The sequence below is a fragment of the Streptomyces sp. 5-10 genome (genome assembly GCF_014712245.1).
GTDB lineage: Bacteria > Actinomycetota > Actinomycetes > Streptomycetales > Streptomycetaceae > Streptomyces > Streptomyces violaceusniger.
Genome location: NZ_JACVYG010000001.1, coordinates 345,073 through 371,557, shown reverse-complemented (window position 1 = coordinate 371,557; position 26,485 = coordinate 345,073). Strand labels below are relative to the sequence as shown.

21 protein-coding genes are annotated in these 26,485 nt (G+C 73.0%); 8 read left to right on the top strand and 13 right to left on the bottom strand.

Annotated elements, in window-relative coordinates:
• Nucleotides 1–2: 2 nt before the first annotated feature.
• From IEJ02_RS01740 to IEJ02_RS01730, 3 genes are all read left to right on the top strand, one after another.
• Complete coding sequence (locus tag IEJ02_RS01740; RefSeq protein WP_191062989.1) at nucleotides 3–1,412, top strand: serine/threonine-protein kinase; 1,410 nt, start codon at nucleotides 3–5, stop codon at nucleotides 1,410–1,412.
• Nucleotides 1,409–1,771: a hypothetical protein gene (locus IEJ02_RS01735; protein WP_191062988.1), complete on the top strand. Its 363-nt coding sequence runs from the start codon at nucleotides 1,409–1,411 to the stop codon at nucleotides 1,769–1,771. Before IEJ02_RS01740 ends, IEJ02_RS01735 begins: the two co-directional genes overlap by 4 nt.
• Nucleotides 1,772–1,909: 138 nt before the next feature.
• The gene (locus tag IEJ02_RS01730) at nucleotides 1,910–3,226 is read left to right on the top strand and encodes a S1 family peptidase (protein WP_498067024.1); all 1,317 of its coding nucleotides are present in this window, start codon (nucleotides 1,910–1,912) and stop codon (nucleotides 3,224–3,226) included.
• Here the strand turns inward: IEJ02_RS01730 and IEJ02_RS01725 are convergent.
• The 6 genes from IEJ02_RS01725 to IEJ02_RS01700 form a co-directional block, all read right to left on the bottom strand.
• A complete protein-coding gene (locus IEJ02_RS01725) occupies nucleotides 3,205–4,245 on the bottom strand; it encodes an SMP-30/gluconolactonase/LRE family protein (RefSeq protein WP_223863195.1) in 1,041 nt (346 codons plus the stop codon). The genes IEJ02_RS01730 and IEJ02_RS01725 overlap by 22 nt on opposite strands.
• 4 nt (nucleotides 4,246–4,249) lie before the next feature.
• Complete coding sequence (locus IEJ02_RS01720) at nucleotides 4,250–4,894, bottom strand: diguanylate cyclase (RefSeq protein WP_191062987.1); 645 nt, start codon at nucleotides 4,892–4,894, stop codon at nucleotides 4,250–4,252.
• A 171-nt stretch (nucleotides 4,895–5,065) separates the two neighbouring features.
• A complete protein-coding gene (locus IEJ02_RS01715; RefSeq protein WP_191062986.1) occupies nucleotides 5,066–8,194 on the bottom strand; it encodes a glycoside hydrolase family 2 TIM barrel-domain containing protein in 3,129 nt (1,042 codons plus the stop codon).
• Nucleotides 8,195–8,415: 221 nt separating this feature from the next.
• Nucleotides 8,416–8,661: a hypothetical protein gene (locus IEJ02_RS01710; RefSeq protein WP_137976290.1), complete on the bottom strand. Its 246-nt coding sequence runs from the start codon at nucleotides 8,659–8,661 to the stop codon at nucleotides 8,416–8,418.
• A 75-nt stretch (nucleotides 8,662–8,736) separates the two neighbouring features.
• On the bottom strand, nucleotides 8,737–9,906 hold the full coding sequence (locus tag IEJ02_RS01705) for a cation diffusion facilitator family transporter (protein WP_191062985.1): 1,170 nt from the start codon (nucleotides 9,904–9,906) through the stop codon (nucleotides 8,737–8,739).
• 179 nt (nucleotides 9,907–10,085) lie between these two features.
• Nucleotides 10,086–10,685 carry a hypothetical protein gene (locus IEJ02_RS01700; protein ID WP_191062984.1) on the bottom strand — a complete coding sequence of 200 codons (600 nt, stop codon included), beginning with the start codon at nucleotides 10,683–10,685 and terminating at the stop codon, nucleotides 10,086–10,088.
• Between the two features lie 157 nt (nucleotides 10,686–10,842).
• Here IEJ02_RS01700 and IEJ02_RS01695 point away from each other — a divergent pair, with 157 nt between their 5' ends.
• A complete protein-coding gene (locus IEJ02_RS01695) occupies nucleotides 10,843–12,813 on the top strand; it encodes an APC family permease (protein ID WP_191062983.1) in 1,971 nt (656 codons plus the stop codon).
• 72 nt (nucleotides 12,814–12,885) lie between these two features.
• Here the strand turns inward: IEJ02_RS01695 and IEJ02_RS01690 are convergent, their stop codons facing one another.
• Entirely contained in the window at nucleotides 12,886–14,217 is a 1,332-nt protein-coding gene (locus IEJ02_RS01690; RefSeq protein ID WP_191063116.1) for a radical SAM protein, read from the bottom strand.
• A gap of 227 nt (nucleotides 14,218–14,444) precedes the next feature.
• Between IEJ02_RS01690 and IEJ02_RS01685 the strand changes: the two genes are divergently transcribed.
• From IEJ02_RS01685 to IEJ02_RS01670, 4 genes are read left to right on the top strand one after another with little or no spacing between them, the layout of a single operon-like run.
• Nucleotides 14,445–15,530: an NAD(+)/NADH kinase gene (locus IEJ02_RS01685; RefSeq protein ID WP_191062982.1), complete on the top strand. Its 1,086-nt coding sequence runs from the start codon at nucleotides 14,445–14,447 to the stop codon at nucleotides 15,528–15,530.
• Nucleotides 15,531–15,532: 2 nt separating this feature from the next.
• Complete coding sequence (locus IEJ02_RS01680) at nucleotides 15,533–16,159, top strand: 2Fe-2S iron-sulfur cluster-binding protein (protein ID WP_223863194.1); 627 nt, start codon at nucleotides 15,533–15,535, stop codon at nucleotides 16,157–16,159.
• The gene (locus tag IEJ02_RS01675) at nucleotides 16,156–17,154 is read left to right on the top strand and encodes an FAD binding domain-containing protein (protein WP_191062981.1); all 999 of its coding nucleotides are present in this window, start codon (nucleotides 16,156–16,158) and stop codon (nucleotides 17,152–17,154) included. The genes IEJ02_RS01680 and IEJ02_RS01675 overlap by 4 nt, the downstream gene beginning before the upstream one ends.
• Nucleotides 17,151–19,289 carry a xanthine dehydrogenase family protein molybdopterin-binding subunit gene (locus IEJ02_RS01670; RefSeq protein ID WP_191062980.1) on the top strand — a complete coding sequence of 713 codons (2,139 nt, stop codon included), beginning with the start codon at nucleotides 17,151–17,153 and terminating at the stop codon, nucleotides 19,287–19,289. The genes IEJ02_RS01675 and IEJ02_RS01670 overlap by 4 nt, the downstream gene beginning before the upstream one ends.
• Nucleotides 19,290–19,374: 85 nt before the next feature.
• Here IEJ02_RS01670 and IEJ02_RS01665 read toward each other — a convergent pair whose 3' ends face one another.
• The 6 genes from IEJ02_RS01665 to IEJ02_RS01640 all read right to left on the bottom strand — a co-directional run bounded on the left by IEJ02_RS01665 (nucleotide 19,375) and on the right by IEJ02_RS01640 (nucleotide 26,307).
• Nucleotides 19,375–20,613 carry a S1 family peptidase gene (locus IEJ02_RS01665; RefSeq protein WP_191062979.1) on the bottom strand — a complete coding sequence of 413 codons (1,239 nt, stop codon included), beginning with the start codon at nucleotides 20,611–20,613 and terminating at the stop codon, nucleotides 19,375–19,377.
• Nucleotides 20,614–20,723: 110 nt separating this feature from the next.
• Entirely contained in the window at nucleotides 20,724–21,749 is a 1,026-nt protein-coding gene (locus IEJ02_RS01660) for an ABC transporter ATP-binding protein (protein WP_191062978.1), read from the bottom strand.
• Nucleotides 21,746–22,804 (bottom strand): ABC transporter ATP-binding protein, encoded by a 1,059-nt coding sequence (locus tag IEJ02_RS01655; protein ID WP_191062977.1) that lies wholly within the window; start codon nucleotides 22,802–22,804, stop codon nucleotides 21,746–21,748. The genes IEJ02_RS01660 and IEJ02_RS01655 overlap by 4 nt, the downstream gene beginning before the upstream one ends.
• Nucleotides 22,782–23,705, bottom strand: coding sequence for an ABC transporter permease (locus IEJ02_RS01650; RefSeq protein ID WP_191062976.1), 924 nt, complete (start codon nucleotides 23,703–23,705; stop codon nucleotides 22,782–22,784). Before IEJ02_RS01650 ends, IEJ02_RS01655 begins: the two co-directional genes overlap by 23 nt.
• Entirely contained in the window at nucleotides 23,702–24,721 is a 1,020-nt protein-coding gene (locus IEJ02_RS01645) for an ABC transporter permease (protein WP_191062975.1), read from the bottom strand. The genes IEJ02_RS01650 and IEJ02_RS01645 overlap by 4 nt, the downstream gene beginning before the upstream one ends.
• On the bottom strand, nucleotides 24,718–26,307 hold the full coding sequence (locus tag IEJ02_RS01640; RefSeq protein ID WP_191062974.1) for an ABC transporter substrate-binding protein: 1,590 nt from the start codon (nucleotides 26,305–26,307) through the stop codon (nucleotides 24,718–24,720). The genes IEJ02_RS01645 and IEJ02_RS01640 overlap by 4 nt, the downstream gene beginning before the upstream one ends.
• Between the last annotated feature and the right edge of the window lie 178 nt (nucleotides 26,308–26,485).

The following is a 26,485-nucleotide window of genomic DNA, read 5'->3' as shown; positions in this document are numbered from 1 at the left end:
GGATGACGACCGGGGGAACCTCCGGTGAGGATGAGCGGGGGAGTGGTCCGGGATCGCCGCACGGGACCGTGATCGGCGGCCGGTACGAGCTGCGGGGGCGCATGGGCGGGGGCGGCCTGAGCACGGTGTGGGACGCCTACGATGCGGTGTTGGGCCGCCCGGTCACCGTCAAGGAGCTGCACCCGGTCGAGGATCCGGACCCGGCGGAGTACCGGCGGTGGGTCGAACGGCTGCGCCGTGAGGTGCGCCTCCTCGCCACGACCGCGCATGAGCACCTGCCCGCCATCTACGACCTGGCCGAGCGGGACCGCCGGGTCTGGATCGTCATGGAGCGCCTCGACCGGCGTTCCCTGGCGGACCGGCTGCGGGAGTGGTACGGGCGGCCGGACGTGTCCGAGATCGCCCGGATCGGCCTGGGGGTGCTGGGCGGATTGCGCGCACTGTACGCGTTGGGCATGGCCCACGGGGACGTCAAGCCGCTGAACGTCCTCTTCCGCCCGGACGGCGGCCCGGTGCTGGTGGACCATCTCGGCCTGGTCTTCGAGCGCGAGGGCATGGTGGCCGGGACACCCCGCTACATGGCACCGGAACGGTTCACGCCCCCGTCCTCCCCGGCGGCCGAGGAAGCGATGATCGAGGCCGACCTGTGGTCCCTGGGCGTGACGCTGTACGAGGCCGTCGAGGGCCGCGCACCGTTCGAGGGGGACACGGTGTCCGAGGTGATGAGCGCGGTGCTCAACGACCCGCCGCCGCCCATGAGATACGCGGGTCCGCTGCGGCCGCTGATCGAGGGTCTGCTGGTCAAGGACCCCGAAGGACGGCTGACGGCCGACCAGGTCGAGGCGGTGCTCCGCGACCTGGCCCGGGATGAGCCCATGTCCGCCCCCATGGCCGGGGCGGCGGCCCTCCCGGCCCCCGCGGGGGCCGCGACGCCGTCGGCCCCCCGGGCGAGCCGCGCGGGCGCCGGAAGCCTCGCCCCGATCGCCGCCGTGCTGGGGGTCCTCCTGGCCGTTTCCGGGGCGGTGGCCCTGCCCTCACTGACCCCGGGCTCCTGGGACGACGTTCCGGGGTGGGTGGGGCCCGGATGTCTCGGCCTGCTGTGGCTGTGGCTCGCGGCGCGCGGCTTCGCGTCGGCCAGACAGCGGGACCGGCGGGCGCGCTGGCTCGACGCCCTGCGCCCGGACGCCGGGGAGGGACCCGCCCGCCCCGCCGGGCCCTGGCAGGCGCTGCGCGAGGGATATCTGGCGTCCCTGGCGGTGCCGCGGCCCCCGGCCCGACGGGGGCGACGTCCGGTGGAGCGAGAGATGGAGCGGGACATGGCCGACTTCCTCACCGCGCTCGGCCCGCCACCGCCACGGGCGGCGGGCCCGGACTCCGCACCCCGTCCGGACCGTCCGGGGGAGGCTCCGTGACCGAGAACACGAGTGAGAACCCCACGCCGGGCAGCCCGCCGGAGACGGCGGTGCCCTGGGGCGACCGGCTGCCGGTGGAGCAGGCCAGGGAGTGGGAGGCGGTCAGGCCCGGCACGGTGGAGTGGATGCTCACCGAGCTCCAGCGGGAGCGTGAGCACCGCCGCCGCATGGACTGGGTCCACACGGGGCTGCAGGCGTTCGGCTCGCTGCTGGGCGCGGGCACGGTCGTGGCGTACATCTGGGTGGCCACGTACTTCCTCGCCCACGACGCCGCCACCCAGGGCGCGGCCATCCTCGGCGGCGGCACGGCCGCCCTGGTCGGGGGGTTCCTCGGCAAGCGCTACGGCGACCGGCGCTGATCCCGGGAGCCGCGGGCCCCCGACGGGGATCCGCGGCTTACGTCCGGGGAGTGAGCAGGACGTCGCTTCCTTACGTATGAGGGGGTGGGCCTTCGCCGTCCGAGGCCCCCGGCTGGATCGACGTAAGGAGACAGGGTGGTGAAGCACATGCGGCGCGGCGTGCGCCGGGTCGTGCGGTTCGCGGCTGTCGGGGCACTGGTCTGTGGCGGGGTGATGGTCTCGCAGGCCGGGCCGGGCGGATCGGCCCACGGGACGACCGGAGGCGACGGTACGAGAGCCCTGAGCGCGGACCGGACGGACGATGTGGGCGGACGGCTGGTGTCCGCGCTCGGCGCCTCCCGTACGGCGGGCAACTGGATCGGCGCCGACGGCCGCCCGGTGGTCGCGGTGACGGACGACAGGGCGGCGGACGAGGTCAGCCGGGCCGGGGTCACCGCCAAACGGGTGCGCTACAGCATGGCGGACCTGGACTCCGCGACCGAGAAGCTGCGCTCGGCGCCCCGGGTGGCGGGCACCGCCTGGATGGTGGACCCCAAGTCCAACCAGGTGGTGCTGGTCGGCGACAGCACCGTCTCCACCGCCCGCTGGTCGAAGATGAAGGACCTCGCCGCGGAGGTGGGCGGCGAGGTGCGCGCACAGCGGACGGAGGGCTCCTTCACCACCAGAGCCGCCGGTGCCTCGCCCATGTTCACCAACGGCAGCCGCTGCTCGGCCGGTTTCAACGTGACCAACGGCCAGACCGGTTTCATCCTGACGGCGGGACACTGCGGCCCCAACGGCACCCCCTGGTTCACCGACGGCACCGGCTCCACCCGCATCGGCACCACGGTCCAGAGCAGCTTCCCCGGCAATGACTTCTCGCTGATCCGCTACGACAACGCCTCGCTCGACCAGCGCAGCGTGGTCGACGTCGGTGGCGGCCAGACGGTGCGGGTCACCGGTGTGGCCGATCCGGTCGTGGGCCAGGAGGTGTTCCGCAGCGGCAGCACCACCGGGCTGCGCTCGGGCAAGGTGACCGGGCTCAACGCGACGGTCAACTACCCCGAGGGCACGGTCACCGGGCTCGTCCAGACCACCGTGTGCGCCGAGCCCGGTGACAGCGGGGGGCCGCTCTTCGCCCAGGGCGTGGCCCTCGGCGTCACCTCCGGCGGCAGCGGCGACTGCGACCGGGGCGGGGTGACCTTCTTCCAGCCCGTGACCAAGGCGCTGACCGCGCTCGGGGTGTCCATCCCGGGTGCCAAGGCCCAGAGCCCCAACCCGTCCATCGCCTCCGGCGCCTCCGGCGGCTCGGGGATCGACGACGACGTCTCGACGCTCGACGACGTCGTGGCGTACGCCCAGAGCTTCGGCCCCGGTCTGGCCGTCATCGTGGTGGGGTTCGTGGGGCTGCTGTCCACGCTGACCATCCGGCCCCGGCGGCGCCGCTACCGCGGCTACTCCACCGGCTGGGGGTGAGCCGGTGAGGTGGCCTCCCGGGGCGGTGGCAGCGGGCAGATCGCGATGCCCCGTTCGAGGAGGCTGCCCATGACGAGGAGGCCGCCGAGCGCACACACGCTCGTGGCCATCCGGTACGGGCTCCGGCGCCGCACCAGATGGCGGACGACCCGGCCGTCGGGGCCGATCGCCAGGGCGCGCACCGTGCGCCGCGGGCGGGGGCGGAGCCGGGTGGCGACGGGCACCGCCGCCCTCCTGAGCGGGGCGGGTGCGCGGTGCAGCAGATCGAGGGCGGGCTCCCGTGGCGCGGCCATGGCCACCCAGATCACGCCGTCGGGGCCGCGGGTGAGATTGTCCGGGAAGCCCGGCAGATCGCGGAGGAGAAGGTCCCGTGTCCCCGCCCGGCGGCCGGTCAGCCACAGCCGGCTGATCCGGTAGGCGCCGCTCTCGACCACGGCCACATACGACTCGTCGGCGGCGAGGGCGACCCCGTTGGCGAACCGCAGCCCGTCCAGCACCACCTCCGGGCGGCCGCCCGGCCGCAGCCGGAGCAGCTGCCCGGTGGCGGTGTTCTCCAGGATGTCGCCGAGCCAGTCCTCCAGGCCGTGGCGGCGGCTGGAGACGGTGAAGTACACCGTGCCGTCCTCCGCGGTGGCGACATTGCTGCAGAACCGCAGCGGCCTGCCGTTCACCTCGCCGGCCACCACCCGTACGGACCCGTCGTCGGGCCCGATCCGCAGCAGCCCGCGCCGCGCGTCGCACACCAGCAGCCCGCCGTCGGGGCAGGGGACGAGCCCCAGCGGCCGGCCACCGGTGTGCGCGAGCACCTCGGAGCGGACGAGTTCATGGCCCGGGGACAGCGTCAGCCGCCGGACGGCCCCGTCCGCCGTCCCGGTGAGGATCCGGCCCTCCGCGTCGACGGCGACGTGTTCCGGCCCGTGCGCCTCCGGCGCCAGGACGCGTGGACACGGCAGCGGTTCGGCCGCCACGCCCGTCCGCGTACGGGATCGGGGCCACATACCGGCTCGCGTGCGCGGCATGGGCTCACGCCGCCTTGACTGCCTTGGCGGCCCTGAGGCACCGCCGCATCTCCTCGGCGTAGGGCAGCACCACACAGGCGCCGATGCCGAGCCCGATCGCCGCCAGATAGCGCACGGGCAGCGGGTTGTCCTTGGGCAGCAGCTTCCAGTCCTCGGGCCGGTCCCCGCCGCGCAGCGCCGCGCGGACCTGGTCCCAGTGCAGACAGCAGGTGAACGCCATCGCCGACAGCGGCAGCACCTCCAGGAAGCTGTGGATGTGCTGCTCCACCGGGCGCACCTCGCGCTCCTCGGTGGCCAGGCTCACATCCCACAGCGCCGTGGCGCCATGGGCGACGGCCGCTCCGCCCATCACCGACAGCACCAGCGGATTGACCCGGGCCAGCAGCCCCATCGCCACGGGGACACCGGCCTCCGTCATCATCAGGGCGTGGATCGCCGACTCCTTGGTGCCCGACGTATCCTCGATCCTGGTCCGGCGGTGCATGAGCCAGTCCGCCACCGCCGGGACGAACCACAGCGGCATCACCCCGTACATCAGGAACCGCCGGTTGGCGTCCTCGACGTCCACGGCGTTGCGCGGCACCTCCAGATCGCGTGGCCGCCGCCACCGCCGCCAGGCACGGGTCACCGGGCTACGGGAAAGAGTCATCTCGCCTCCAGCACGACGTCGAAGAGGTCGGGTGCCCTCTTCGTATCGCGGACAAACGGCCGCGGGAGGCTTCCACCCGTCCGGCGTGGCGCGGCTCAGCGTGTGACGCGGCGGCTCAGCGTGTGACGCGCCGGCTCAGCGTGTGACGCGACGGCTCACTCAGCCGGCTCCTCAGCCACCTCCTCGGCCGTCATCGGCCTCGAGGGCGACGATGCGCTGGGCGCCGTCCGCCGCGCCCGGATGACGGCTGGTGAGGTCCAGCCGCAGCCGTGAGGTGCGCACCGGGTCGAAGGCGATGACGGTCGGGGTGTCGGAGGCGGTGGCCCAGGTGATGGACGCCCCGCGCACCGGGACGTACGCGTGGCCGTTCCACGCCGAGACCTCGATCGAGGCGGGCAGGGTGTGCTCGGCGTCCACGGTGAAGGACACCTCGACGCGGCTCAGCCGCCGCCTCCCGCTCCAGGTCACCGAGACCCAGTCGGCCTTCCGTGCGCCGTCGAAGGCGGGGAGCAGCGCCGTGGCGGGCTTGTGGAAGGCGTTGGACCAGCCGGTGGCCGGATCGCCGTCCAGCATCGCCGAGGGCAGGGTCGTCGGCGCGCCCGAATAGCTCGCGTCGGCCAGTGGGTGGCGAGGAGCGCCGGGGCCGGGATCGGGTGCGAACGGCGTGGGGCGGGTGACCGGCTCCGAGGTCCCGCCGGTGGCGCGGACGGTGGCGGTGGCGGTGCGCAGCCCCGCCGAGCGGGCGGTGATGGTCAGCGGCCCGGCCTCGGTGCCGGCGCGGACGATGGCCAGGGCCTTGCCGTGGAAGGCGGTGCGGGTGCTCGCCTGGTAGCGCTCGGCGCTCTCCTGGCGGCCGTTGTCGACCCCGGCCAGGGAGCCTCCGGTGACCTTGAAGGCGATCAGATGGTCGGCGTCCGGCACCACCACACCGTGGGCGTCGACGACTTCGGCGGTCACGAAGCACAGCGAGCGGCCGTCGGCGTGGACGGTCTCGCGGTCGGGGGTGAGCCGTACGGTGTGCGGGCGTCCCGCCGTGCGCAGCACATCGGTGGCCACCACCCGGCCACCGCGCCGGGCCACGGCCTTCAACTCGCCCGGTGCGAACGGCACCTTCCAGGTGAGGTGGAGCTTTCCGGCGCTGCCGCCCGGGCTGGTGTAGCTGCCGGGGTAGGGGCCGGAGGTGACGGTCTTGTCGTCGCCGGTCGGCTCGGTGGTCTCCAGGTAGGTGCGGCCATCCGTGGTCTTCTTGGTGTCGAACTCCCGGACGCCCAGCGATCGGCCGCCCAGAAACAGCTCCACCGTGGCGACGTTGGAGTAGGCCCACACCTCGACGGTCTCGCCCGGCCGGTGGCCGGTCCAGTCCATGGGGACCAGATGGACCATCGGTTCGCTCGTCCACTGGCTCCTGAAGAGGTGGTACATGTCCTTGGGGAAGCCCGCGGTGTCCACCGCGCCGAAGAAGGAGGCCTTCACCGGGAACACGTCGTACGGCGTGGGCTCGCCGATGTAGTCGATGCCCGACCACAGGAACTGCCCGGCGAAGAACTTCCGGTCCCGGTCCTTCTTCAGCCCGTACTCGCCGCTCATCGTCCAGGAGGCGAGGTTGTTGTCGTAAGAGGAGGTCTGGCGCCTGCCAGGGGTGTGGTTCTCGCCCGTGTTGAGGTGTTCGGGCTCCTGATAAGCGCCTCGGGTGGAGGTTTCCGAGGATGACTCGGACTCGAAGAGGAACAGATGCGGATAGCGGGCGTGCAGGGCGTCCACCGAGGCGGCGGTGTTGTAGTTGAGGCCCAGGCCGTCCAGCTTGGCCAGCATCAGATCGGCGGGGGAGCCTGCGGCGGGCAGCGTGCGGTACTTGTCCGAGCCGATCACCACGGGTCTGGTGTCATCGGCCGCGCGCACGGCGTCGATGAGCCGCTGGGCCATCTCCAGCCCCGGGGCGCTGGTGGAGTCGGGGATCTCGTTGCCGATGGACCACATGACGACGGCGGGGGAGTTGCGGGCGGCGCGCACCATCTCGGTGATGTCCGCCTCGCAGTGCTCGTCGAAGAAGCGCCCGTAGTCATAGGTGTTCTTGCCGGTGCGCCAGCAGTCGAACGCCTCCACCAGCATCACGATGCCGAGCCGTTCGCAGACCTCGATCAGCTCCGGCGCGGGCGGATTGTGCGAGGTGCGCAGGGCGTTGACGCCCATGCTCTTCATGATGGTCAGCTGGCGCAGCACGGCGTCGGCGCTGACGGCGGCGCCGAGCGCGCCCAGGTCGTGGTGGAGGTCGACGCCCCGGAGCTTGGCGTACCGGCCGTTCAGCGAGAATCCGTGGTCGGGGTCCAAGGTGGCATGGCGGAGCCCGAAGGGGGTGCGGTAGCGGTCGGCGGTGTCCTGGCCGACCCGCAGTTCGGTCTCCAGGACGTAGCGCCGCGGGGTGTCGAACGACCACAGCCGCGGCCGGTCGATCCGCAGCTCCTGGGTGGCGGTACGGGTGTCACCCGCCCCGACGGTGAGGGTGGAGTGCGCCTGGACCACCATGTGCCCGTCGGGGTCCTTGACCGTGGAGACCACGGTCACCGGCTTCCGGCCGTCCGACTCGTTGACCACGAGGGTTCGCGCCCGCACCGTGGCATATCCGGCGCGCAGGGTGGTGGCCAGGCCGGGGGTGGTGATGTACGTGCCCCACCGGGCCACATGGACCGGGTCGGTGACCTGGAGCCGGGCGTGGCGGTAGATGCCGCTGCCCGAGTACCAGCGGCTGCTGGGAAGCCGGTTGCGCACCTTGACGGCGAGGACGTTCGGTGTGGCGCCGTCGGTGTGGGCCACCTCGGTGAGGTCGAGGGCGAAGCCGGTGTATCCGTAGGGGTGCTCGCCGATGAGCCGTCCGTTGCAGTACACGGACGAGTCCATGTAGACGCCGTCGAACTCGACGGAGATCCGCTTGCCCTCGAGGGCGCGCGGCAGGGTGAAGGTGGTGCGGTACCAGCCGAGTCCGCCGGGCAGGAAGCCGGTGCCGCCGCTGGTGCCGTGGTCGGTGGTGGGGGTGAGCTCGATGCTCCAGTCGTGCGGAACCGCGACCTCGCGCCAGGCCGAGTCGTCGTACGCCGGGTCGTGGGCGTTTTCGTACGCGCCGGTCGGGTCGGTGATGCCGCCGGGGTTGACGAGTGCGAAGCGCCAGCCGTCCGTGAGCGGGACGGTCCGGCCGCCCATGGCGCGGGACGCGGTGGCGGCCTGGGCGGGACCGGCCGTGACCAGTGCCCCGGCCATCGGGGCGGCGGTGCCTGCGATCAGTAACGATCTGCGCGTGACCGCCATCGCGATCCCCTTCTCTTCGATTGTGTGGTGTGCAAGAGCTCGTGTGGTGTGTGAGGGGCGATGACCGACCACAACAGCCCTTTGCGCACCAGATTCTGACAGTTTCAAACAGGGAACTGTCAAGGGTCCCGCAGGGGGCCGGGGGCTCAGCTCCTACGAACGACGAGGTGGCCCCCGCCCGTGGCGGGGGCCACCTCGTCGGAAAGGGGACTGGCCGGCACTCAGTAGTCGTAGTGGTGGTGGTGCCGGTGATGCTCGGGCTCCTCGACCACCGGGGGTGCCACGGCGCCCGGCTCGACGATGCGCCGGCGCTTGTAGACACTCACATACGCGCATGTGCCGATGATGCCGACTGCCATCAGGATCAGGCCGACCAGGTGGACGTTGAAGCCGTTGGCGTTCCAGTCGGTGGCGAAGGTGAGAATCCCTCCCACCGCGATCATCAAAATGCAACCGCCGAGGCCCATCAGTTCTGCCTCCGTACATGAGTTCGCTGTTGTGGGCTGGTCGTCACCGGGTACCCAGGCCCGCCGGGGCCAATCTCACGCCCCGCCGTCCTCGCGCTCCACGGCCGCCACCGCCTCCTCCAGCGCCTGGCGGTCCGCACGCGCCTTCGCCCGGTCCCTGGCCGAGGCGTCGGTGACATCGAGGAAGATCTGGTCGGCATGCGGCCAGAGCTCCGCCATCGCCGTCTTGACGCGCACCAGGACCTCCTCGACCTCCTCGCTGTCCCGACCGGGGTTGAGATCGATCCGGGCCGCCACCAGCGTCGAGTCGTTGCCCAGACGCATCGTCAGCAGCGTGGTCACGGTGTCGATCTCCGGCTGGGTCTCGAGGAACCGGCGGAGCTCCCGGCGCTGGACCGGGTCGATCGCCTCGCCGATGAGCTGCCCGCGCGACTCCCTGGCCAGCCGGTAGGCCACGTAGACCAGCAGCGCGCCGATGAGGAAGGAGGCCGTGGCCTCGTAGACCACCTGGCCGGTGACCATGTGCAGCCACATGCCGAGCAGGGCGAACACCACGCCGAGACAGGCGGTGGAGTCCTCGGCCAGGACGGTGCGCAGCGTGGGGTCGTCCCCCCTGCGCAGCTCGGTCACCATGCCGCGGCCCGTCTGCCGGGCGTGCCCGCGCACCTGGACCAGCGCCCGGACCAGCGACGAGCCCTCGGCGATGAGCGCCACGCCCAGGACCGCGAGGCCCACCAGATAGCCGCTGCGGTCCTCGGAGCTGCCCGCGCTCAGCGCCTCGGCGCCCTGGAAGAAGGAGAAGCAGCCGCCCATGACGAAGATGCCGACGGCGGCCAGCAGCGCCCAGAAGTAGCGCTCCTTGCCGTAGCCGAACGGGTGCTGGTCGTCGGGGGCCCGCTTGCTGCGTTTGAGGGAGGCGAGCAGGAACACCTCGTTGAGGCTGTCCGCGACGGAGTGAGCGGCCTCCGAGAGGAGCGCGGGGGAGCCGGCGAAGATTCCGCCGACGGCCTTGGCCAGCGCGATGACCAGGTTGGCGCCGAGCGCGACGAAGACGGTGACGGCGGTCCGGGAGTCCTCGCCCGGCCGCGCGCCGGACCCGTCCGGCCCGTGGTCTGCGTCGGGTGCGTCGGGTGCGTCAGGTGCGTTCGGCGCGCGCGAGGTCTCCGGCGGGTCCGGCGTCTGCGGTGTGCGCGGCGTACGCGGTGTTCCGTGCCGGTCGGAGGAGTGCGTGGTGGAACGGCTCATCGGCGGGAAACTCCGTCTGCGGGAAGTCCGTGCCGTCCCTGTGGCCCTCTCCGCCGGGGCGGCCGGACGGCCTGTCCCCTTCGCGTGTGTCCCGATGTCGGGACCTCAATCCTGACACGCCCGCCGAGGGAGCGCGCCCCGCCGGGTCCATCCGGTCCACGGGGCGCGCTCGGACGGGGTCAGCCGGCCGGGGCGTTCGGGGTCGCGGGCACCTTCGGCAGGTCGCTGAAGACGTCGAGCCCCATGGCGGCGGCGATCAGCAGACCGATCACGCCCAGCGCCACCGCTCCCCAGGCCACCGCGGTCACCCAGGGTGCCCCGGCCGGGACGGGCCGCCGCTGCCGCAGCAGCACCACGGCGGCGATCACCACGGCGGCCAGCGCGAACAGCCCGTTGACGAGGGCCGTGGTGTGCCACGGAGTGCCGTACACCGCGGAGATCTGATCGGCGGCCGACCCGGACTGGGCCTTGATCTGGCCGGTCAGCTGCTTGCGTTCCTGGAGCATGGTGCCGAGCCAGGTGCCCGAGAGCGAGGCGAGCCCGAGACCCGCGGCGACGACCGAGGCGGCGCCGGGGAGGACGCCCGGTGTGGTGGCCGGGGGAGGGGTCGCGATGTCGTCGGCGTGGCCGGACGTTTCCAGCGGGTCGGGGGTTTCCCGCTGGTCCGCGGATTCCCGCTGGTCGGAAACAGCGTCCGGGACACTCTCCGCCGTGGCTTCCTCGGCCTCCGCGGGCTGTGGTGCGGTGTCGGTCGGTTGGTCGGTCTTGGTGGTGTCCATGTGCCGCAACCGTACGGACCGAAGATGAAAACCCACTGAGAAAGCGATGTCCTTCGGCCGGCGGCACCGGCCGGGTGGTGGCCGGCCGCGCCGCATACGCTGACCGAAGGGTCTCACCGATGGCCGGGACCTCCTCGCCGTACGACGGGAGCACCTCGTGGTCTCCTCCACCTCTGGCGGCGCCGCCTCCGACGGCGGGGCACGGCACCGGCTGCGCGCATGGCTGCTGGAGGGCCTGACCGACATCGCCAAGCGCCAGCCCGGCCCGCACGCCGAGCCGGAGGGCGTACACCGGGGCCAGCCGTGGTGGCGGGTGATGTGCCTGACCGGTCTGGACTACTTCTCCACCCTCGGCTACCAGCCCGGTATCGCCGCCCTGGCGGCCGGGCTGCTGTCCCCGCTGGCCACCGTGGTGCTGGTGGTGGTGACCCTGGTGGGCGCGCTGCCGGTGTACCGCAGGGTGGCCGAGGAGAGCCCGCACGGCCAGGGCTCGATCGCGATGCTGGAGCGGTTGCTGACCTTCTGGAAGGGCAAGTTGTTCGTCCTCACCCTGCTGGGCTTCGCGGCCACCGACTTCCTCATCACCATCACCCTCTCCGCCGCCGACGCCACCGCCCACCTGGTGGAGAACCCGCATTTCGCCGCGACCCTGCGCGGCCACGAGGTGGCCATCACCCTGGTCCTGGTGGGAATGCTCGGCGCGGTGTTCCTCAAGGGGTTCACCGAGGCCATCGGGATCGCGGTGGCGCTGGTCGCGGCCTATCTGCTGCTCAACGCCGTCGTGGTGGCGGTCGGGCTGTGGCATGTGGGCACCGCGCCCCATGTGGTCCCCGACTGGTCCCATGCGCTGGTCGCCGAGCGCGGCAGTCCCCTGGTGATGGTCGGCGTGGCGCTGGTGATCTTCCCGAAGCTGGCCCTGGGCCTGTCCGGGTTCGAGACGGGCGTGGCCGTCATGCCGCATATCGAGGGCAAGCCGGGCGACACCGAGGAGCGCCCCGCCGGACGCGTCCAGGGCGCCCGGAAGCTGCTGACCACCGCCGCGGTGATCATGAGCGTCTTCCTCATCACCTCCAGCTTCATCACGACCCTGCTGATCCCACAGCGGGCGTTCGAACCGGGCGGCGCGGCCAATGGGCGCGCCCTGGCCTATCTCGCCCACGAGTACCTGGGCTCGGCGTTCGGCAGCGTCTACGACGCCTCCACCATCGCCATCCTCTGGTTCGCCGGCGCCTCGGCCATGGCCGGACTGCTCAACCTGATGCCCCGCTATCTGCCCCGCTACGGCATGGCACCCCACTGGGCGCGCGCGGTCCGCCCCATGGTGCTGGTGTTCATCGCCATCGCGTTCCTGGTGACCTGGATCTTCAAGGCGGATGTGGACGCCCAGGGCGGCGCCTACGCCACCGGGGTGCTCGTGCTCATCACCTCGGCCGCCATCGCCGTGACCATCGCCGCCCGGCGCGCCCGGCAGCGCGGCTGGACCATCGGCTTCGGCGTCATCTCGGTGATCTTCCTGTACACCACCGCGGTCAACGTCATCGAGCGGCCCGACGGCGTCAAGATCGGCGCCTGCTTCATCGCGGGCATCCTGGCCGTATCACTGCTGTCCCGGGTGGCCAGGGCGTTCGAGCTACGGGTCACCAGCGTCACGTTCGACCCCCTGGCCGAGCGGTTCATCCGCGACACCGCCCACCGCAGGATCCGCTTCATCGCCAACAAACCGGAACGCCGCGACCTGGCCGAATACCGCGAGAAGCAGCACCAGATCCGGGCGGACAACGACATCCCGCCCGAGGACGACATCATCTTCGTCGAGGTCACGGTGGCCGACCCGTCCGAGTTCGAGAGCGAGCTGCGGGTGTGCGGCGAGGTGGCGCACGGCCGCTACCGCGTGCTGACCCTGCAGAGCGCCACCATCCCCAACGCGCTGGCGGCGCTGCTGCTGCGGGTGCGGGACATGACCGGGCAGCGCCCGCACATCTACTTCGAGTGGACGGAGGGCCATCCGCTGGCCCACTTCCTGCGCTTCTTCCTCTTCGGCCAGGGAGAGGTCGCCCCGGTCACCCGTGAGGTGCTCCGCGAGGCCGAGCCCGACCGCGGCCACCGCCCCCACGTCCACGTCGGCTGAACGGGTCCCGCCGAGCGCGGGGGCGGCCGCCGCGTCAGGGGGCCGTCGGTGTCCGGGCGCCACCGGCGTCGGTCAGGGCGCCACCGGCTCCGGGTCCACGGCGGGCAGGCTGTCCATGAACGAGCTCACCGAGAACACCGCCCGCCCCGGCCCCGGCGGGCCGTATCCGGGTGGCGAGGACAGCCCGAAGTCCTCGAGCGTCGCCCGGTAGGTCTCCAGCAGCCGGATGTGGTACTCCAGCGGGGCACCCTGCGGATTCTCCTTGCCCAGCGGTGTCGTCGGCTCGGGGCACCAGGTGGTGAACCGGGGCACGACCCCGTGCGACATGAAGAACCGCAGCCCCTCGGCGGTGGAGTCGATCGCCTCGGCCACGGACGCGAAGCCGAGCGGCTGGGCCATCTCCACGCCCGCCACGAAGTTGGGGATCACGTTCCGGGCGCCGAACACCTCGGCCGAGTCCAGGATCCGGCGGTGCCACTCGTCCCGGCCGATGTAGCGCTCCTTGCCCGGGCAGTACAGCTCGAACAGCCGTCGGTCCCACACCTCGAAGTTGGGGTGGTAGATCCGCACTCCGTAGTCGTGGAACCGCTGGACATCGGCCTTGGGCAGCGCCTGCGCCACCACCTTGCCGATCCACCGGCCCGGGAAGCGCTCCTCGATGGCCTTCGCGTACTGACCGTAGAAGTCGGCCTCGTCACGGCCGCCCACATGCGAGGTGATGGCGCCGCCGGTGAGGGTGTACGCCTGCGAGGTGCGGGCGGTGTCATGGCGGTCGATGATCTCCAGCGCCTCCAGCACCTCCTCGACCGGCTTCACCCCGGTGTACGGGCGGCCCGCCGCCTTGTGCTGACGCCAGTTGTGGTTGATGTCGCAGTACTGGCACTCCTCCTTGGCGCCGAAGTACTGGCACACCCGGAAGACCGTCAGATAGACCAGATAGCCCCACTGGATGGTCGGCGCGACCTCCATCACCGACTTGCCGTTCGACAGGGTGTGGCGGTAGTAGTCCGGCATCGGCGGCAGCCCCACGTCGGCGATGCGCGCACCGTCCAGATACAGCCCCAGCGCACCGTCCTCCCCGGCCCGGACCACATACGGCGACGCGGGGTTGACGCGGACGGACACCACGGTGCGGCGCAGCTCGTACGGCCCGCCGGTGAGCACGATCTCCTCGGGCGGCCGGTTGAGGGCCGCGGCGCCCAGCTCCGGCAGGGTGCGGTGGTCGAACGAGAAGATGAAGTACGACTTCGGCTTGACGTCGCCGTCCTCGTTGCCGCTGAGCGCGGACTCGTCGAAGGCCATGCCGCCGCGCAGCAGGTCCTCCTTGAGCACGGCCTCCCGGGGCACCTGGGGGAAACGCCCCATCAGCCCCTCGACCAGGGCGGTTCGTCTCTCGCTCGCCATCTGCTGCACCATCCCCCTGGCTCCGTACGGATGCGGTGTGGTTTCCGCGTGGGTTTCCGTGCCGCTGAACACCATAGATCAGGACGGATGTACGGCTCCAGGGCGCCCGCCCCGGGCCCGCCCGAGCCCGCCCCGGGCCCGCCCGAGCCCGCCCCGGGCCCGCCCGAGCCCGCCCCGGGCCCGCCCGATGGGCGCTTCGGGGCCGGCCGACCTACGGTGGAAGGGCCATGGCTGTCAACCGGCTCGGCATGGTCGTCCACCGGGCCCGCCCCACCGCCGTCGCGGCGGCCCGCACCGCCCGCGCATGGGCCGCTGCCCATGGCATCTCCTGCTTCGAGCTGGACGTCTGGCGCGGCGACCAGCCCCGGCGCAGCGCCCAGGAGGAGTCCGCGGCCGCCGGCCACCCCGATCTGATCGCCACCTTCGGCGGCGACGGCACCTTTCTGCGCGGCGCCCGGCTCGCCGCCAGGAACGGGGCCGCGGCGCTGGGCGTGAACGTGGGGCGGGTCGGCTTCCTCACCGAGATCGGCGTCGACCAGGTGGAGGACGCGCTGAACGCCGTCCACGAGGGCCGTGCCACGATCGAGGAGCGCATGCTGCTCACCCTGCGGGCGTCCCGGCCGCTGGAGATGCCCGAGGGCATGGAGGCGCTGCTGGCTTACGGGCGGGGCCCCGTACCGCCCCCGCCCAAGGTCCGCCCCGGCCGCGGTCCCGAGGAGGCCGGCTGGGGCATTCCGCTGGATGTCAACGCCGTCAACGACGTGGTCTTCGAAAAGCTCGCCCGCGACCGCCAGGCCGGTCTCGGCGTGTATGTGTCCGCGCAGCTGCTCGCCTCGTACTCGGCCGACGCGATCATCGTGGCGACCCCGACCGGCTCCACCGCCTACAGCTTCGCCGCCGGCGGGCCGGTGGTCTCGCCGTACCTGGACGCGGTGGTCTTCACCCCGGTCGCCCCGCACATCGCCTTCGACCGGACCGTGGTGGCCGCGGTGGACGAACCCATCGCCGTACGGGTCCTGCCGACCTCCGGGCAGGTGGCGGTCAGCCTCGACGGGCAGCTGCGCGGGGTGCTGAACCCGGGCGACTGGGTGGCGGCCTACCGGGCACCGGTCCGGCTGCGGCTGGTACGGCTGGTGCCGACGCAGTTCTACCACCGGCTGCGGGACCGCTTCCGGCTGGCCGACTCGCCCGCCGCCGACCCGGCCCCGCCGTTCTACCGCCCCAGCACCCCGGTCCCGCCGGACCTGGCCCATCTGCGGCTGCCTCCGGTGCCCGACGACGCGGCGGAGCCGGGACCGGACGGCCCACGCTGAAGATGCGGGGCGCACACCCCGGTGCCAGGCTGAGGGATGTGACAGCCCACGCGTTTCACAGCGACGTCGCGCTGCGTGTCAACGGTGCCGACCGCCCCCTCACCCTCGACCACCGGGTGACCCTGCTGGACGCGCTCCGCGAACACCTGGCGCTGACCGGGGTCAAGAAGGGGTGCGACCACGGGCAGTGCGGGGCCTGCACCGTCCTGATCGACGGGGAGCGCGTCAACAGCTGCCTGGTGTTCGCCGTGGCCGCCCAGGGCCGGGACATCACCACCATCGAGGGCGTGGCCGGGCTCGCCGCGCCCGGGGAACTCCACCCGCTGCAGCGGGCGTTCCTGGACCACGACGGCTTCCAGTGCGGCTACTGCACACCCGGCCAGATCTGTTCCGCCATCGGCGCGCTCACCGAGGCCGCGCGCGGCTGGCCCAGCCATGTCACGGAGGACATGGCGGCCGGGGTCGGCGCGCCGGGTGAGCTGGACGCCGACGAGATCCGGGAGCGGATGAGCGGCAACCTGTGCCGCTGCGGGGCGTACCCCGGCATCGTGGCCGCCATCCGCGAGGTCGCCGGGGCCCACGGCGGCGGGGCGCCCACCCGCGCCGGCGCGGCGGGAGGGGCCCGATGAAGCCCTTCGGCTACGAGCGCGCCACCGACCCCCAGGCCGCCGCCACGCTCGTGGCCGACTCCACCGAGGCGGTGTACCTGGCCGGGGGCACCAACCTGGTGGACCTGATGAAGCTCGGGGTGACCGAGCCCGCCCTGCTCGTCGACATCACCGGGCTCCCGTACGACACCGTCGAGCACCGCCCGGACGGCGGTGTGCTCATCGGCGCGCTGGTTCCGGGCAGCCGCCTCGCCGGGGACCTGGGCATCCGCGAGCGGTTCCCGGCGCTGGCCGAAGCGCTGCTGTCCGGCGCCTCCGGGCAGCTGAGGACCGTGGCCACCACCGGTGGCAATCTGCTCCAGCGCACCCGCTGCGTGTACTTCCAGGACGTGACCAAACCCTGCAACAAGCGGCGGCCGGAGACCGGCTGTTCGGCCGTCCAGGGCCTCCACCGCGACCTGGCCGTGCTCGGCACCTCCGACTTCTGCGTGGCGGGCCACCCCTCGGACATGGCGGTGGCGATGGCCGCGCTCGACGCGGTCGTCCATCTGCGGCGGGTGAACGGCAGCCCCCGTACGGTGCCGCTGAACGACTTCTATCTGCTGCCCGGTGACACCCCGCACCGCGAGACGGTGCTGCAGCCCGGCGACCTGATCACCGGTGTCGAGTTGCCACCGCCGCCCGAGGGCGCCGCGATGTCCTACCGCAAGGTCCGCGACCGCTGGTCCTACGCCTTCGCGCTGGTGTCGGTGGCCGCCGTCGTGGCCACCGAGGCCGACGGCACACTGCGGGAGATCCGGCTGGGGCTCGGTGGAGTGGGCACCCGCCCCTGGCGGGCCCGCGAGACCGAGCGGCTGCTGACCGGCCGGCAGCCGACCGAGGAGCGGCTGCGGGAGGCGGCACGGGCCGAGTTCGCCACGGCGCGCCCGCTGCCGGGGAACGCGTTCAAGATCGACCTCGCCGTGGACGTCATCACCGCGGCCGTGCGCGACCTCGCGGGAGGGCAGCGGCGATGACCACGCTCCAGCGGACCGTGGGCGCGGAGGTGACCCGCGTCGAAGGGCGCGAGAAGGTCACCGGTGCGGCGCTCTACGCGTACGAGTACCCGGTGCCGGACGCCCTGTACGCGTGGCCGGTGCAGTCCACCGTTCCGCGCGGCACGGTGCGCGCCGTCGACACCGTCGCGGCACTGTCCCTGCCGGGCGTCGTCGCCGTGCTGGACAGCCGCAACGTGTCCCGGCTGCGCCCGACCGACACCCCCGAACTCGCCGTTCTCCAGTCCCCCGAGGTGGCCTACCGCGGGCAGATCGTGGCGGCCGTGGTGGCGGACACCTTCGAGACGGCCCGTCAGGCGGCGGCCGCCGTACGGGTCGAGTACGACGTGGACGACCACGACTCCGAGCTGATGGACGGCGATCCGCGGATCTTCGTCCCCGAGACGGTCAACGGCGGCTACCCGGGGCACACGGAGACCGGGGATGTGGACGCCGCCCTCGCCGCGGCGCCGGTCGTCCTCGACGCCACGTACACCACACCCCCCGAGCACACGGCCACGATGGAGCCGCATGCCACCATCGCCGTCTGGGACGGGGACACGCTCACCCTGTACAACGGCGACCAGGCCCCCTGGATGACGGCCGCCAGGGTGGCCGAGCTGTTCGGCCTGCCCGAGGGCGCCGTCCGGATCGTGGCCGACCACACCGGCGGCGGCTTCGGCTCCAAGGCGATTCCCCGCCCGCCCACGGTGCTCGCCGCGCTGGCCGCCCGCGCCGTGGGCCGCCCGGTCAAGGTGGCGGCCACCCGGCAGCAGATGTTCACCATGGTCTCGTACCGCACGCCCACCCTCCAGCGCATCCGGCTCGGCGCCGAACGGGACGGCAGGCTCACCGCCATCTGGCACGACGCGCTCCAGCAGAGCTCCACGCTCACCCCGTACTGCGAGCAGACGGTCACCTGCACCCGCGTCATGTACGCCGCCCGCCACCGCAGGACCACCCACCGGCTGGCGCAGCTGGATGTGCCGACGCCCTCGTGGATGCGCGCCCCCGGCGAGGCGCCCGGGATGTTCGCGCTGGAGAGCGCGATGGACGAGCTGGCCGTGGAGCTGGGCATGGACCCCATCGAGCTGCGGGTGGCCAACGAGCCGTCCGTGGACCCCGGGACCGGTCAGCCCTTCAGCAGCCGCAATCTGGTGGCCTGTCTGCGGGAGGGCGCGGCGCGCTTCGGCTGGGCGGGCCGCGACCCCGCGCCGGGGCGCCGCCGGGAGGGGCAGTGGCTGGCCGGCACCGGAGTGGCGGCGTGCAACTACCCCGCGCTCACCTGGCCCTCCACCGCGACCGCCCGCGCCGAGCCAGGCGGGGGCTTCACCGTACGGATCGCCGCGGCCGACATCGGCACCGGCGCCCGCACCGCGCTGACCCAGGTGGCGGCGGACGAACTCGGCGTGGAGATCGACCGGGTCACCCTCGACATCGGCCGCAGCGCCTACGGCCAGGCGCCGTGGGCGGGCGGCTCGATGGGCCTGAGCTCCTGGGGCTGGGCGGTGTCCAAGGCGTGCCGGGCGCTGACCAAACGGCTGGACGAGGTCTCCGGCGCGATCCCGCCCGGCGGTCTTGAGGAGCGGGCGGACACCGCCGAGGACGTCGAGGCGCGCCGGGCGTTCTCGCGCCACGCCTACGGTGCCCAGTTCGCGGAGGTGCGGGTGGACGCCGTGACCGGCCAGGTGCGGGTCGACCGGCTGCTGGGGATGTTCGCCGCCGGACGCGTCATCAACCCCCGGACGGCGGGCTCGCAGCTGCGCGGCGGCATGTGCATGGGGCTGTCGATGGCGCTGCACGAGAACCTGGAGACCGATCCGCGGTTCGGCGACTTCGCCAACCACGACCTCGCCACGTATCACATCGCGGCGAACGCGGATGTGCGGGACGTCCAGGCGCACTGGCTCGAGGAGCACGACGACGAGCTCAACCCGATGGGCAGCAAGGGCATCGGGGAGCTGGGCATCGTCGGCACGGCGGCGGCGATCGCCAACGCGGTGTACCACGCCACGGGGGTACGGGTCCGCGATCTGCCGATCACGGTGGAGCGGGTGCGCGCGGGGCTCTCCGCGGGGCCGTCCGCCGGGTTCTCCGCGGGGCCCTCCGCCCGCTGAGCGGCCGCCCGGCCCGTCGCGGCTCCCGTGTCACGGCTCCCGGGGTGTCCCGCGGTGACGGCGCGGGACACCCGGTCGCGGGAGATCAGCCGTTGTCGGCTGCCCCACCGGCGCCGTCCGCGCCCGCGCCGTCCCCGGCGGCCCCGGAGCCGTCAGCGGCGCCGCCGTCCGCCGCGCCACCGTCATCCGCCGCGCCGCCGCCTCCGGCCGCGCCACCGTCCCCGATCTGCGCGCCGACCGCCTCCAGCGCGGTCGTCACCGGCTGGAAGAAGGTCTCACCGCCGGAGGTGCAGTCACCGCTGCCGCCGGAGGTCAGGCCGATGGCCTGGCCGTCCGCGCTGAACAGCGGGCCGCCGCTGTCACCGGGCTCCGCGCAGACATCGGTCTGGATGAGCCCGCTGACCGTGCCCTCGGGGTAGTTGACCGTCGCGTCGAGACCGGTGACCGAGCCGTCGTTCAGCCCGGTGGTGCTGCCCATGCGCTGCACCTGCTGGCCCACCGTGGCCTCGCCCGCCCCGGTGATGTCCACGGTCTGGTCGCCGGTGTTCACCGTGCTGGGGGCCTCGGTGTTGGCGTCGTCGTAGGTGACCAGCGCGAAGTCCCCGTCACCGGGGAAGGTGGCGTCCTGCACGGTGCCGATCGCCGCGCCGTTCTGCGAGTCCGACCACTGCTCGGCGGCGACGCCGCAGTGACCGGCGGTGAGGAACGCCGGGGCGCCGCTGTCCGTGGTGACGTTGAAGCCGAGCGAGCAGCGCGCGCCGCCGCCGAAGATGGCGTCGCCGCCCGCGACGAAGGGCTTGAACTCGCCCGTGGACTTCTTCAGGGTGGCCATGCCGTCGCCCAGCGACTTCACGGTGGACTCGAGGGTGTCCCACTTCGCCCCGGTGACCGTGGAGTCCGCGGTGACCCGCAGCTCATTGGTCTTGGGGTCCACCGACCAGGCGGTGCCCGGGATGGTCGCCTTGGTCTTGAGGGTCTTGGCGGCGGTCTGCAGCGCCTTGGTGCTGTTGTCGACCTTTCTGGCCACCGCCCCGGCGCTCTTGACCTGGACGTTCACATTGTTGTTGTCGCCGACGACATTGACGATGACCTGCTGCTTGTCCTTGTCGTAGTAGGCCCCGCCGAACGCCTCGCCCAGCTGCGACGCGAGTTCCGCGGCGATGTCCGCCGCCGACGCGGCGTCCACCTTCTTGGGCTGGGCCGCCTCGGCCTTGTCGTCCTGTGAGGCGTTGGCGTTGGGCAGGATGATCGCGGCTGCCGCCACGGCGGCGGCCCCGGCCCCCGCGAACACGATCTTTCGCTTGGGTACCCGTTTGTGGCTCAACTCATGACCTCCTGTTGGGGGGTTACGGGATCCGCTCATCCGCGACGAGCACGACCCGGCAGTGGATACGGGCGGCGCACGAGTTGCGTTCAGAGTGATTGAGGAGATCTTTACGGGGCCGCCTCCAGCAGGCCGGTCCCCGGCGGACCCTGCGCGGTGACCGGGCCGGCGATCAGCTCACGCCACTCGGACACCCGGTGGCAGGCTGCCGTACGCCCCCGGCCCACCGGGGCCGGTACGGGCGCGGTGCGGCAGGCGTCGGTGACGAACGGGCAGCGGTGGCCGAAGACACAGCCCTCCCGCGCCGTCCACGCGGGCGGTTCGGCCGACCGGCGCAGCGCCGCAGCGCCCGGCCCGCCCTCGGCCCGTACGCTCGGCCCCGAGGCGATGAGCAGCGCGGTGTACGGATGCGACGGCCGGTCGAACACCTCGCGTACGGGCCCCTGTTCCACCACCCGGCCGCGGTAGAGCACCGCCACCCGGTCGGCGATGCCCGCCAGCGAGCTGAGGTCGTGCGAGATGACCACGACGGCCATCCCGCGCTCGGTGCGCAGCCGGTCCAGCAGCCGCAGCACCCGATTGCGGTTGGAGGCGTCCAGGGCGCTCACCGGCTCATCGGCGATCAGCAGCCGGGGCCGGGTGACGATCGCCCGCGCGAGCAGCACCCGCTGGCGCTGACCGCCGGAGATCGCGCCCGGCAGCCGATCGCCGAGGCGCGCCGCGTCCAGGCCCACCGTCTCCAGCGCCTCCTCCACACGGGCGGCGATCTCCGCGTCGCCGAGGTCCCCCGCCACGGCGAGCGGCTCGGCCACGGCCCGCCGGACCGTCAGCTCCGGGTCCAGCGCCCGCAGCGGATCCTGGAAGGCGTAACTCAGCTGCCCCGAACGGCGGAACGCGCGCAGCGCCCGCCCCCGCAGCCCGGAGATCGCGCGCCCGTCGAAGACCACCCGGCCCGAGCGCGGCGGGACGAGGCCCACGGCCGTACGCGCCAGTGTGGTCTTGCCGGAGCCGGTCTCCCCGATGACCCCGATGATCTCCCCTTCACCCACGGACAGTTCCACGCCATCGAGCACCGGCCGCGCGCCCCGCCGGCCGAAGGCCACGGTCAGCCCGGAGAGCTCCAGCAGCCCGCTCATACCGCCACCTCCCGGGTGGAGCGCGCACCGGCCCGGGACAGATCCAGCTCCCCGCCGCGGACACACCGCACCCGCCGTCCGTCGGCGGTCCGCCGCAGGGGCACCGGACCGCTGAGGCACTCGGGCGCGGCGAACGCGCAGCGGTCGGCGAACCGGCAGCCCGGCAGCCGCGCGCCCACCTCGGGCGGCGCGCCGGGGATCACCTCCAGCTCGCGCCGCTCCCAGTCGCCGACCGTGGCCACGCGCAACAGCGCCTCGGTGTACGGATGCAGGGGGTCGTTCAGCACCCGCTCGGCCGGGCCGTCCTCGACCAGCTCCCCGGCGTACGCCACCAGAACGCGGTCGCACACCTCGGCGATCACCGCCAGGTCGTGGCTGACCAGCAGCAGCGCCAGATCATGCTCGGCGCGCATCCGGGCCAGCAGCTCCAGGACCTCGGCCTGGACCACCACATCCAGTGCGGTGGTCGCCTCGTCGGCCACCAGCAGATCCGGTGCGCAGGCCACCGCCACGGCGATCAGCACACGCTGGAGCATTCCGCCGGACAGCTCGTACGGATGGCGCCGGGCCACCTCGGCGGGGTCGTGCAGCCCGACGGCGGCGAACAGCTCGACGGCCCGCGCATCGGCCCGCGCCCGGTCAAGACCGAGCTTCACCCGCAGCACCTCGGTCAGCTGACGCCCCACGGTCAGCGAGGGGTTGAGATACGAGGCGGGGTCCTGGAAGACGGCGCCCACCCGGGTGCCGCGTACGCGGTCCCACTCCCGGCGGGACAGCCCGGTCAGCGCCTCACCGGCCAGTGTGATCTCGCCCTCGGACACCGCGCAGCCCGCGGGCAGCAGCCCGAGCACCGACCGGCAGATGAGGGTCTTGCCGCTGCCGGACTCGCCGACCAGGCCGACGGCCTCACCGCGGCCCACGGTGAACGACACATCGCGTACGGCCGTCAGCCGCCCGGACGAGACGGTGACGCCGAGCCCCTGGACCGACAGTGTGGCTGACGGGTCGGCGGGCGCGCCGGGCGCGGCGGGGTCAGACGACGGGGAGTGTGGCATCGGCCCGCTCCTTGGTGGTGTCGGGGGATTCGGCGGTGGCGCCGGGGGAGCCGGTGGCCGGGTCCGGAGCGCCGCCGGGCAGCAACTCGTCCGCCCCGGCGTCCCGTACGGCGTCGGCCAGCAGATTGAGCGCACCGGCGGTGATGACGATCAGCGCGGCCGGGAACACCGGCGCCCAGATCTGCTGGGTGAGGAAGCCCAGATCGGTGGCGAGCATCCCGCCCCAGGTGGCGGCGGGCGGCTGCACACCGACCCCGAGGAAGGTCAGCGAGGAGACCACCAGCAGGGAGGTGGCCAGCGCATGGGCGGCCGTGACGATGACCGTCGGCAGGACCTTGCTCCAGATGTGGGTGCGCAGCACCCGCCCCACCGAGGCGCCGAACAGCTCGGCCGACTCCACGTACTGGGCGTGCCGCAGGCTCAAGCCGGCGGCACGGGTCATCCGGAAGAACAGCGGGGCGTAGAGCACCCCGAGCGCCAGCATGGCCTGGTGCATCCCGTTGCCCAGCGCGCCCACCACCGCGATGGCGAACACGGTGAACGGCAGCGTCATCAGCGCGTCCACGGCGCGCTGCGCGAGCCACTCGCCCACCCGCCCCATCCACAGCGAGGCCAGCCCGGTCGGCACCCCCACCGCCATCGCGGCGGCCACGGCCTCCACGGCGCCCGCCACCGAGCGGCCACTGCCCTCCAGCAGCCGGCTGAGCACATCGCGGCCCAGGTAGTCGGTGCCCAGAAGATGGCCGGGGCTGGGCCCGCGCAGCATGTTCCGGGGGTTCTGGGCCAGCGGGTCATGGGGCGCGAGCCAGCCGCCGAACACCGCCAGCAGGGCGATGGCCAGCAGCACCAGCAGCGCCACCTTGGCGGACGCCGGCCGCCACGCCCGTCGCAGCGTCCTCATCCGCGCGTCACCTCCCGGCGCCGGGCGGCCGGATTCAGCGCGAGCAGTGCCGCGTTGACGGCCACATTGACCACCAGGACCACCGCGATGGTCACCAGCAGCGTCCCCTGGATCACCGGGATGTCGTGCTGCTCCGCCGACTGCAGGGTGAGCTGGGCGAGCCCGGGCAGGGCGAAGATCTGCTGGGTGACCACCGCACCGCCGAGCAGCATCGGCACGCTCATGCCCAGCGCCGTCAGCGCGGGCCCCGCGGCGTTGCGCAGGGCGTGGCCGAACACCACCCGCCGGGCGGGCAGTCCACGCATCACCGCGCCCGTCACATAGTTCTCCCGCAACGTCCCCACCAGCGAGGTGCGCAGCTGACGGGCGATGGCGGCCGCGGCCTCCAGGCTCAGCGCGAACGCGGGCATCACGGTGTACCGCAGCCACTGCGCGGGGTTCATGTCCAGCGGCACATAGCCACCGGACGGCAGCCACCCCAGCTTCAGCGAGAACACCGTGACCAGCGCGATGGCCACGACGAAACCGGGCAGGGTGCCGAGCAGCGCGCACAGCGCGGTGACGGCGCGGTCCAGCCGTCCGCCCGCCCTGAGCGCGGCGGCGACACCGGCGGCCCCGCCCAGCACCACGGCCATCAGCAGCGCGAGCCCGGCGATGGACAGATCCACCGGAATGGCCTGCCGGATGCTCGTCGCCACCGGGACCGTGGTGAACCACGAGCGGCCCAGGTCCCCGGTGAAGGCATGCCCCAGCCAGGACACGTACTGCTCCCACAGGGGCCGGTCGAGGCCGAACTGACGGTTCATCCGGGCGATGTCGGCGGGCGTCGCCGTCTCGCCGAGCACGGCCGCCGCCGGATTGGCCCCGGAGAGCGCGCCGAGACCGAAGGTGAGCGCGGACGACAGCAGGAACACCGTGCCCGCCGTGGCGAGGACCCGGCCGAGCGAGCGCGGCAGCCGGGCCGGGCGCACGGCCCTACCTCGCGTACGCGCGAGATGTGCGGTGAGCGCGGTCATCCGGCCGTCACCCCCTCGAACCGCTGCACCACCGGGAGCGAGGGGATGGCGGAGACGGAGGAGGTACGGGCGAGGGCGCGCGGCACCGTGTAGAGGAACACGTTCGGCATCGTGCGCACCGCCACCGCGGTGGCCGCCCGCAGCACCTCCGGATAGCGCGGCGACTCCAGCGGGGTGCGGCGCACCGCGGCCACGGCCGCGTCCAGTTCGGGCGTGGTACGGCGGGAGGGGTTCATCAGCCCCTCCGCGCCGAAGAGCACCTGCATCGCCTGTACCGGTGACTCCCGCCCCGCGAACTGGTCGATGTACAGGGCGCGGGAGTGCTGGACGTACACCACCTGCGACGTCCGCGCCTCGGGGATGACCTCGATCCGGGCCCGGAACCCGACCCGGTTCAGCTGGGCCTGCAGCTGCTCGGGCGCGCCCTGCGGCTGGGCGGTGGTGATGGTCACCGGGACGCCGTCGTGATACCCGGCCTCCTCGAGCAGTGCGCGCGCCCGCTCCGGATCGTGCCGGTACACCGCGCCGAGCGACGGGTCGAAGCCCGTGTAGCCGGGCGGGAAGGGCTGGTGATCCACCTCGCCGTGGCCGAACTGCTCGCTGTCCAGAAGGGCTTGGCGGTCCACGGCGTACTTCAGGGCCTTGAGGACGGCCGGGTCGTCGAAGGGCTTCATGGAGGTGTTCACATCCAGGACGCGCACCACCATCGACGGGATGAGCTGCACCGTGAAACCGGCCTCACGCGCCGCCTCGACCTGGCTGAACGGGATCTGGGCCACGTTGAGCCGCCCGGACTGGAGCGCGGCGAGCGCCGTGGTCTCATCGGGCTTGGGAAACGCCTCGAACCGCTCGACGGCGATGTGCTCGGCGTTCCAGTAGCCGGGGTCGCGGCGCAGGCTGGCCATGGAGTTCTGGGTGTACGACACCAGCCGGAACGGGCCGTGGCCGACCGGCCTGGTGGCCAGCCGCGCCTCGTCCTTCCCGAACGCGGTGGGGCTGACCACCATGCCGGTCTTCCCGGCCAGCAGCGCGGGCAACTGGTAGTCGGCCTCGGTGAGGTGGAGGACCACGGTGTGCGGGTCGGGCGCCCGCACCGTGTCGATGGTGGTCAGCTGGGAGGCGATCAGGGACTTGGGGTGGTTCTTGCCGCGTTCGAGGCTCTTCTTGACCGCCTCGGCGTTCACCGGTGTGCCGTCGGAGAACCGCAGGCCCCGGCGGAGGGTGAAGGTGAGGCGCCGGCCGTCGTGGGAGTAGCGCCAGGAGGAGGCGAGCGCGGGCTCGGCGCCGCCCTTGGCGTCGAGTTGGGTCAGCCCGGAGTAGACGAGCGACAGCAGATGGACATCCCAGCCCTTGGAGGAGAACACCGGGTCCCAGGTGGAGGGAAGGTCCCAGCCCCAGCGCAGGGTCTCGCCCCCGCCGCCCGCGCCGGTGGTCGCCACCCCGCCGCAGGCGGCCAGCAGCAGGGAGCCACCCGCCCCCAGGGCGAGCCCGAGCACGGAGCGCCGGTCCGGTGCCGGGGCCGGAGCGGGGACCGGTGGCGGATCGGGCGGACGGCGGACGGGATGCGGCGGGGCGGCGGGAGTCATGGCTGGACGTCGCCTTTCGTGGGGTCAACTGCCCCCGGACCGCAGGGACCCATGGCCACACACACGTCAGCGAGGGGCACGCGGACGGGCAGCGGTCATGAAGGCCGGAAGCGGTGGGCCCGGGGAGGAGAACGAGGGAAACCAGGGATACGAGCGGCACGAGGCGCTCAGGACGCGG

What these genes read in the sequence shown, in the direction of transcription:
- IEJ02_RS01740 (WP_191062989.1), top strand. Translation starts at nt 3, where the DNA reads ATGACGACCGGGGGAACCTCCGGTGAGGATGAGCGGGGGAGTGGTCCG.
- IEJ02_RS01725 (WP_223863195.1), bottom strand. Translation starts at nt 4,245, where the DNA reads ATGCCGCGCACGCGAGCCGGTATGTGGCCCCGATCCCGTACGCGGACG.
- IEJ02_RS01720 (WP_191062987.1), bottom strand. Translation starts at nt 4,894, where the DNA reads ATGACTCTTTCCCGTAGCCCGGTGACCCGTGCCTGGCGGCGGTGGCGG.
- IEJ02_RS01715 (WP_191062986.1), bottom strand. Translation starts at nt 8,194, where the DNA reads ATGGCGGTCACGCGCAGATCGTTACTGATCGCAGGCACCGCCGCCCCG.
- IEJ02_RS01710 (WP_137976290.1), bottom strand. Translation starts at nt 8,661, where the DNA reads ATGGGCCTCGGCGGTTGCATTTTGATGATCGCGGTGGGAGGGATTCTC.
- IEJ02_RS01705 (WP_191062985.1), bottom strand. Translation starts at nt 9,906, where the DNA reads ATGAGCCGTTCCACCACGCACTCCTCCGACCGGCACGGAACACCGCGT.
- IEJ02_RS01700 (WP_191062984.1), bottom strand. Translation starts at nt 10,685, where the DNA reads ATGGACACCACCAAGACCGACCAACCGACCGACACCGCACCACAGCCC.
- IEJ02_RS01690 (WP_191063116.1), bottom strand. Translation starts at nt 14,217, where the DNA reads ATGGCGAGCGAGAGACGAACCGCCCTGGTCGAGGGGCTGATGGGGCGT.
- IEJ02_RS01685 (WP_191062982.1), top strand. Translation starts at nt 14,445, where the DNA reads ATGGCTGTCAACCGGCTCGGCATGGTCGTCCACCGGGCCCGCCCCACC.
- IEJ02_RS01680 (WP_223863194.1), top strand. Translation starts at nt 15,533, where the DNA reads ATGCGGGGCGCACACCCCGGTGCCAGGCTGAGGGATGTGACAGCCCAC.
- IEJ02_RS01675 (WP_191062981.1), top strand. Translation starts at nt 16,156, where the DNA reads ATGAAGCCCTTCGGCTACGAGCGCGCCACCGACCCCCAGGCCGCCGCC.
- IEJ02_RS01670 (WP_191062980.1), top strand. Translation starts at nt 17,151, where the DNA reads ATGACCACGCTCCAGCGGACCGTGGGCGCGGAGGTGACCCGCGTCGAA.
- IEJ02_RS01660 (WP_191062978.1), bottom strand. Translation starts at nt 21,749, where the DNA reads ATGAGCGGGCTGCTGGAGCTCTCCGGGCTGACCGTGGCCTTCGGCCGG.
- IEJ02_RS01655 (WP_191062977.1), bottom strand. Translation starts at nt 22,804, where the DNA reads ATGCCACACTCCCCGTCGTCTGACCCCGCCGCGCCCGGCGCGCCCGCC.
- IEJ02_RS01650 (WP_191062976.1), bottom strand. Translation starts at nt 23,705, where the DNA reads ATGAGGACGCTGCGACGGGCGTGGCGGCCGGCGTCCGCCAAGGTGGCG.
- IEJ02_RS01645 (WP_191062975.1), bottom strand. Translation starts at nt 24,721, where the DNA reads ATGACCGCGCTCACCGCACATCTCGCGCGTACGCGAGGTAGGGCCGTG.
- IEJ02_RS01640 (WP_191062974.1), bottom strand. Translation starts at nt 26,307, where the DNA reads ATGACTCCCGCCGCCCCGCCGCATCCCGTCCGCCGTCCGCCCGATCCG.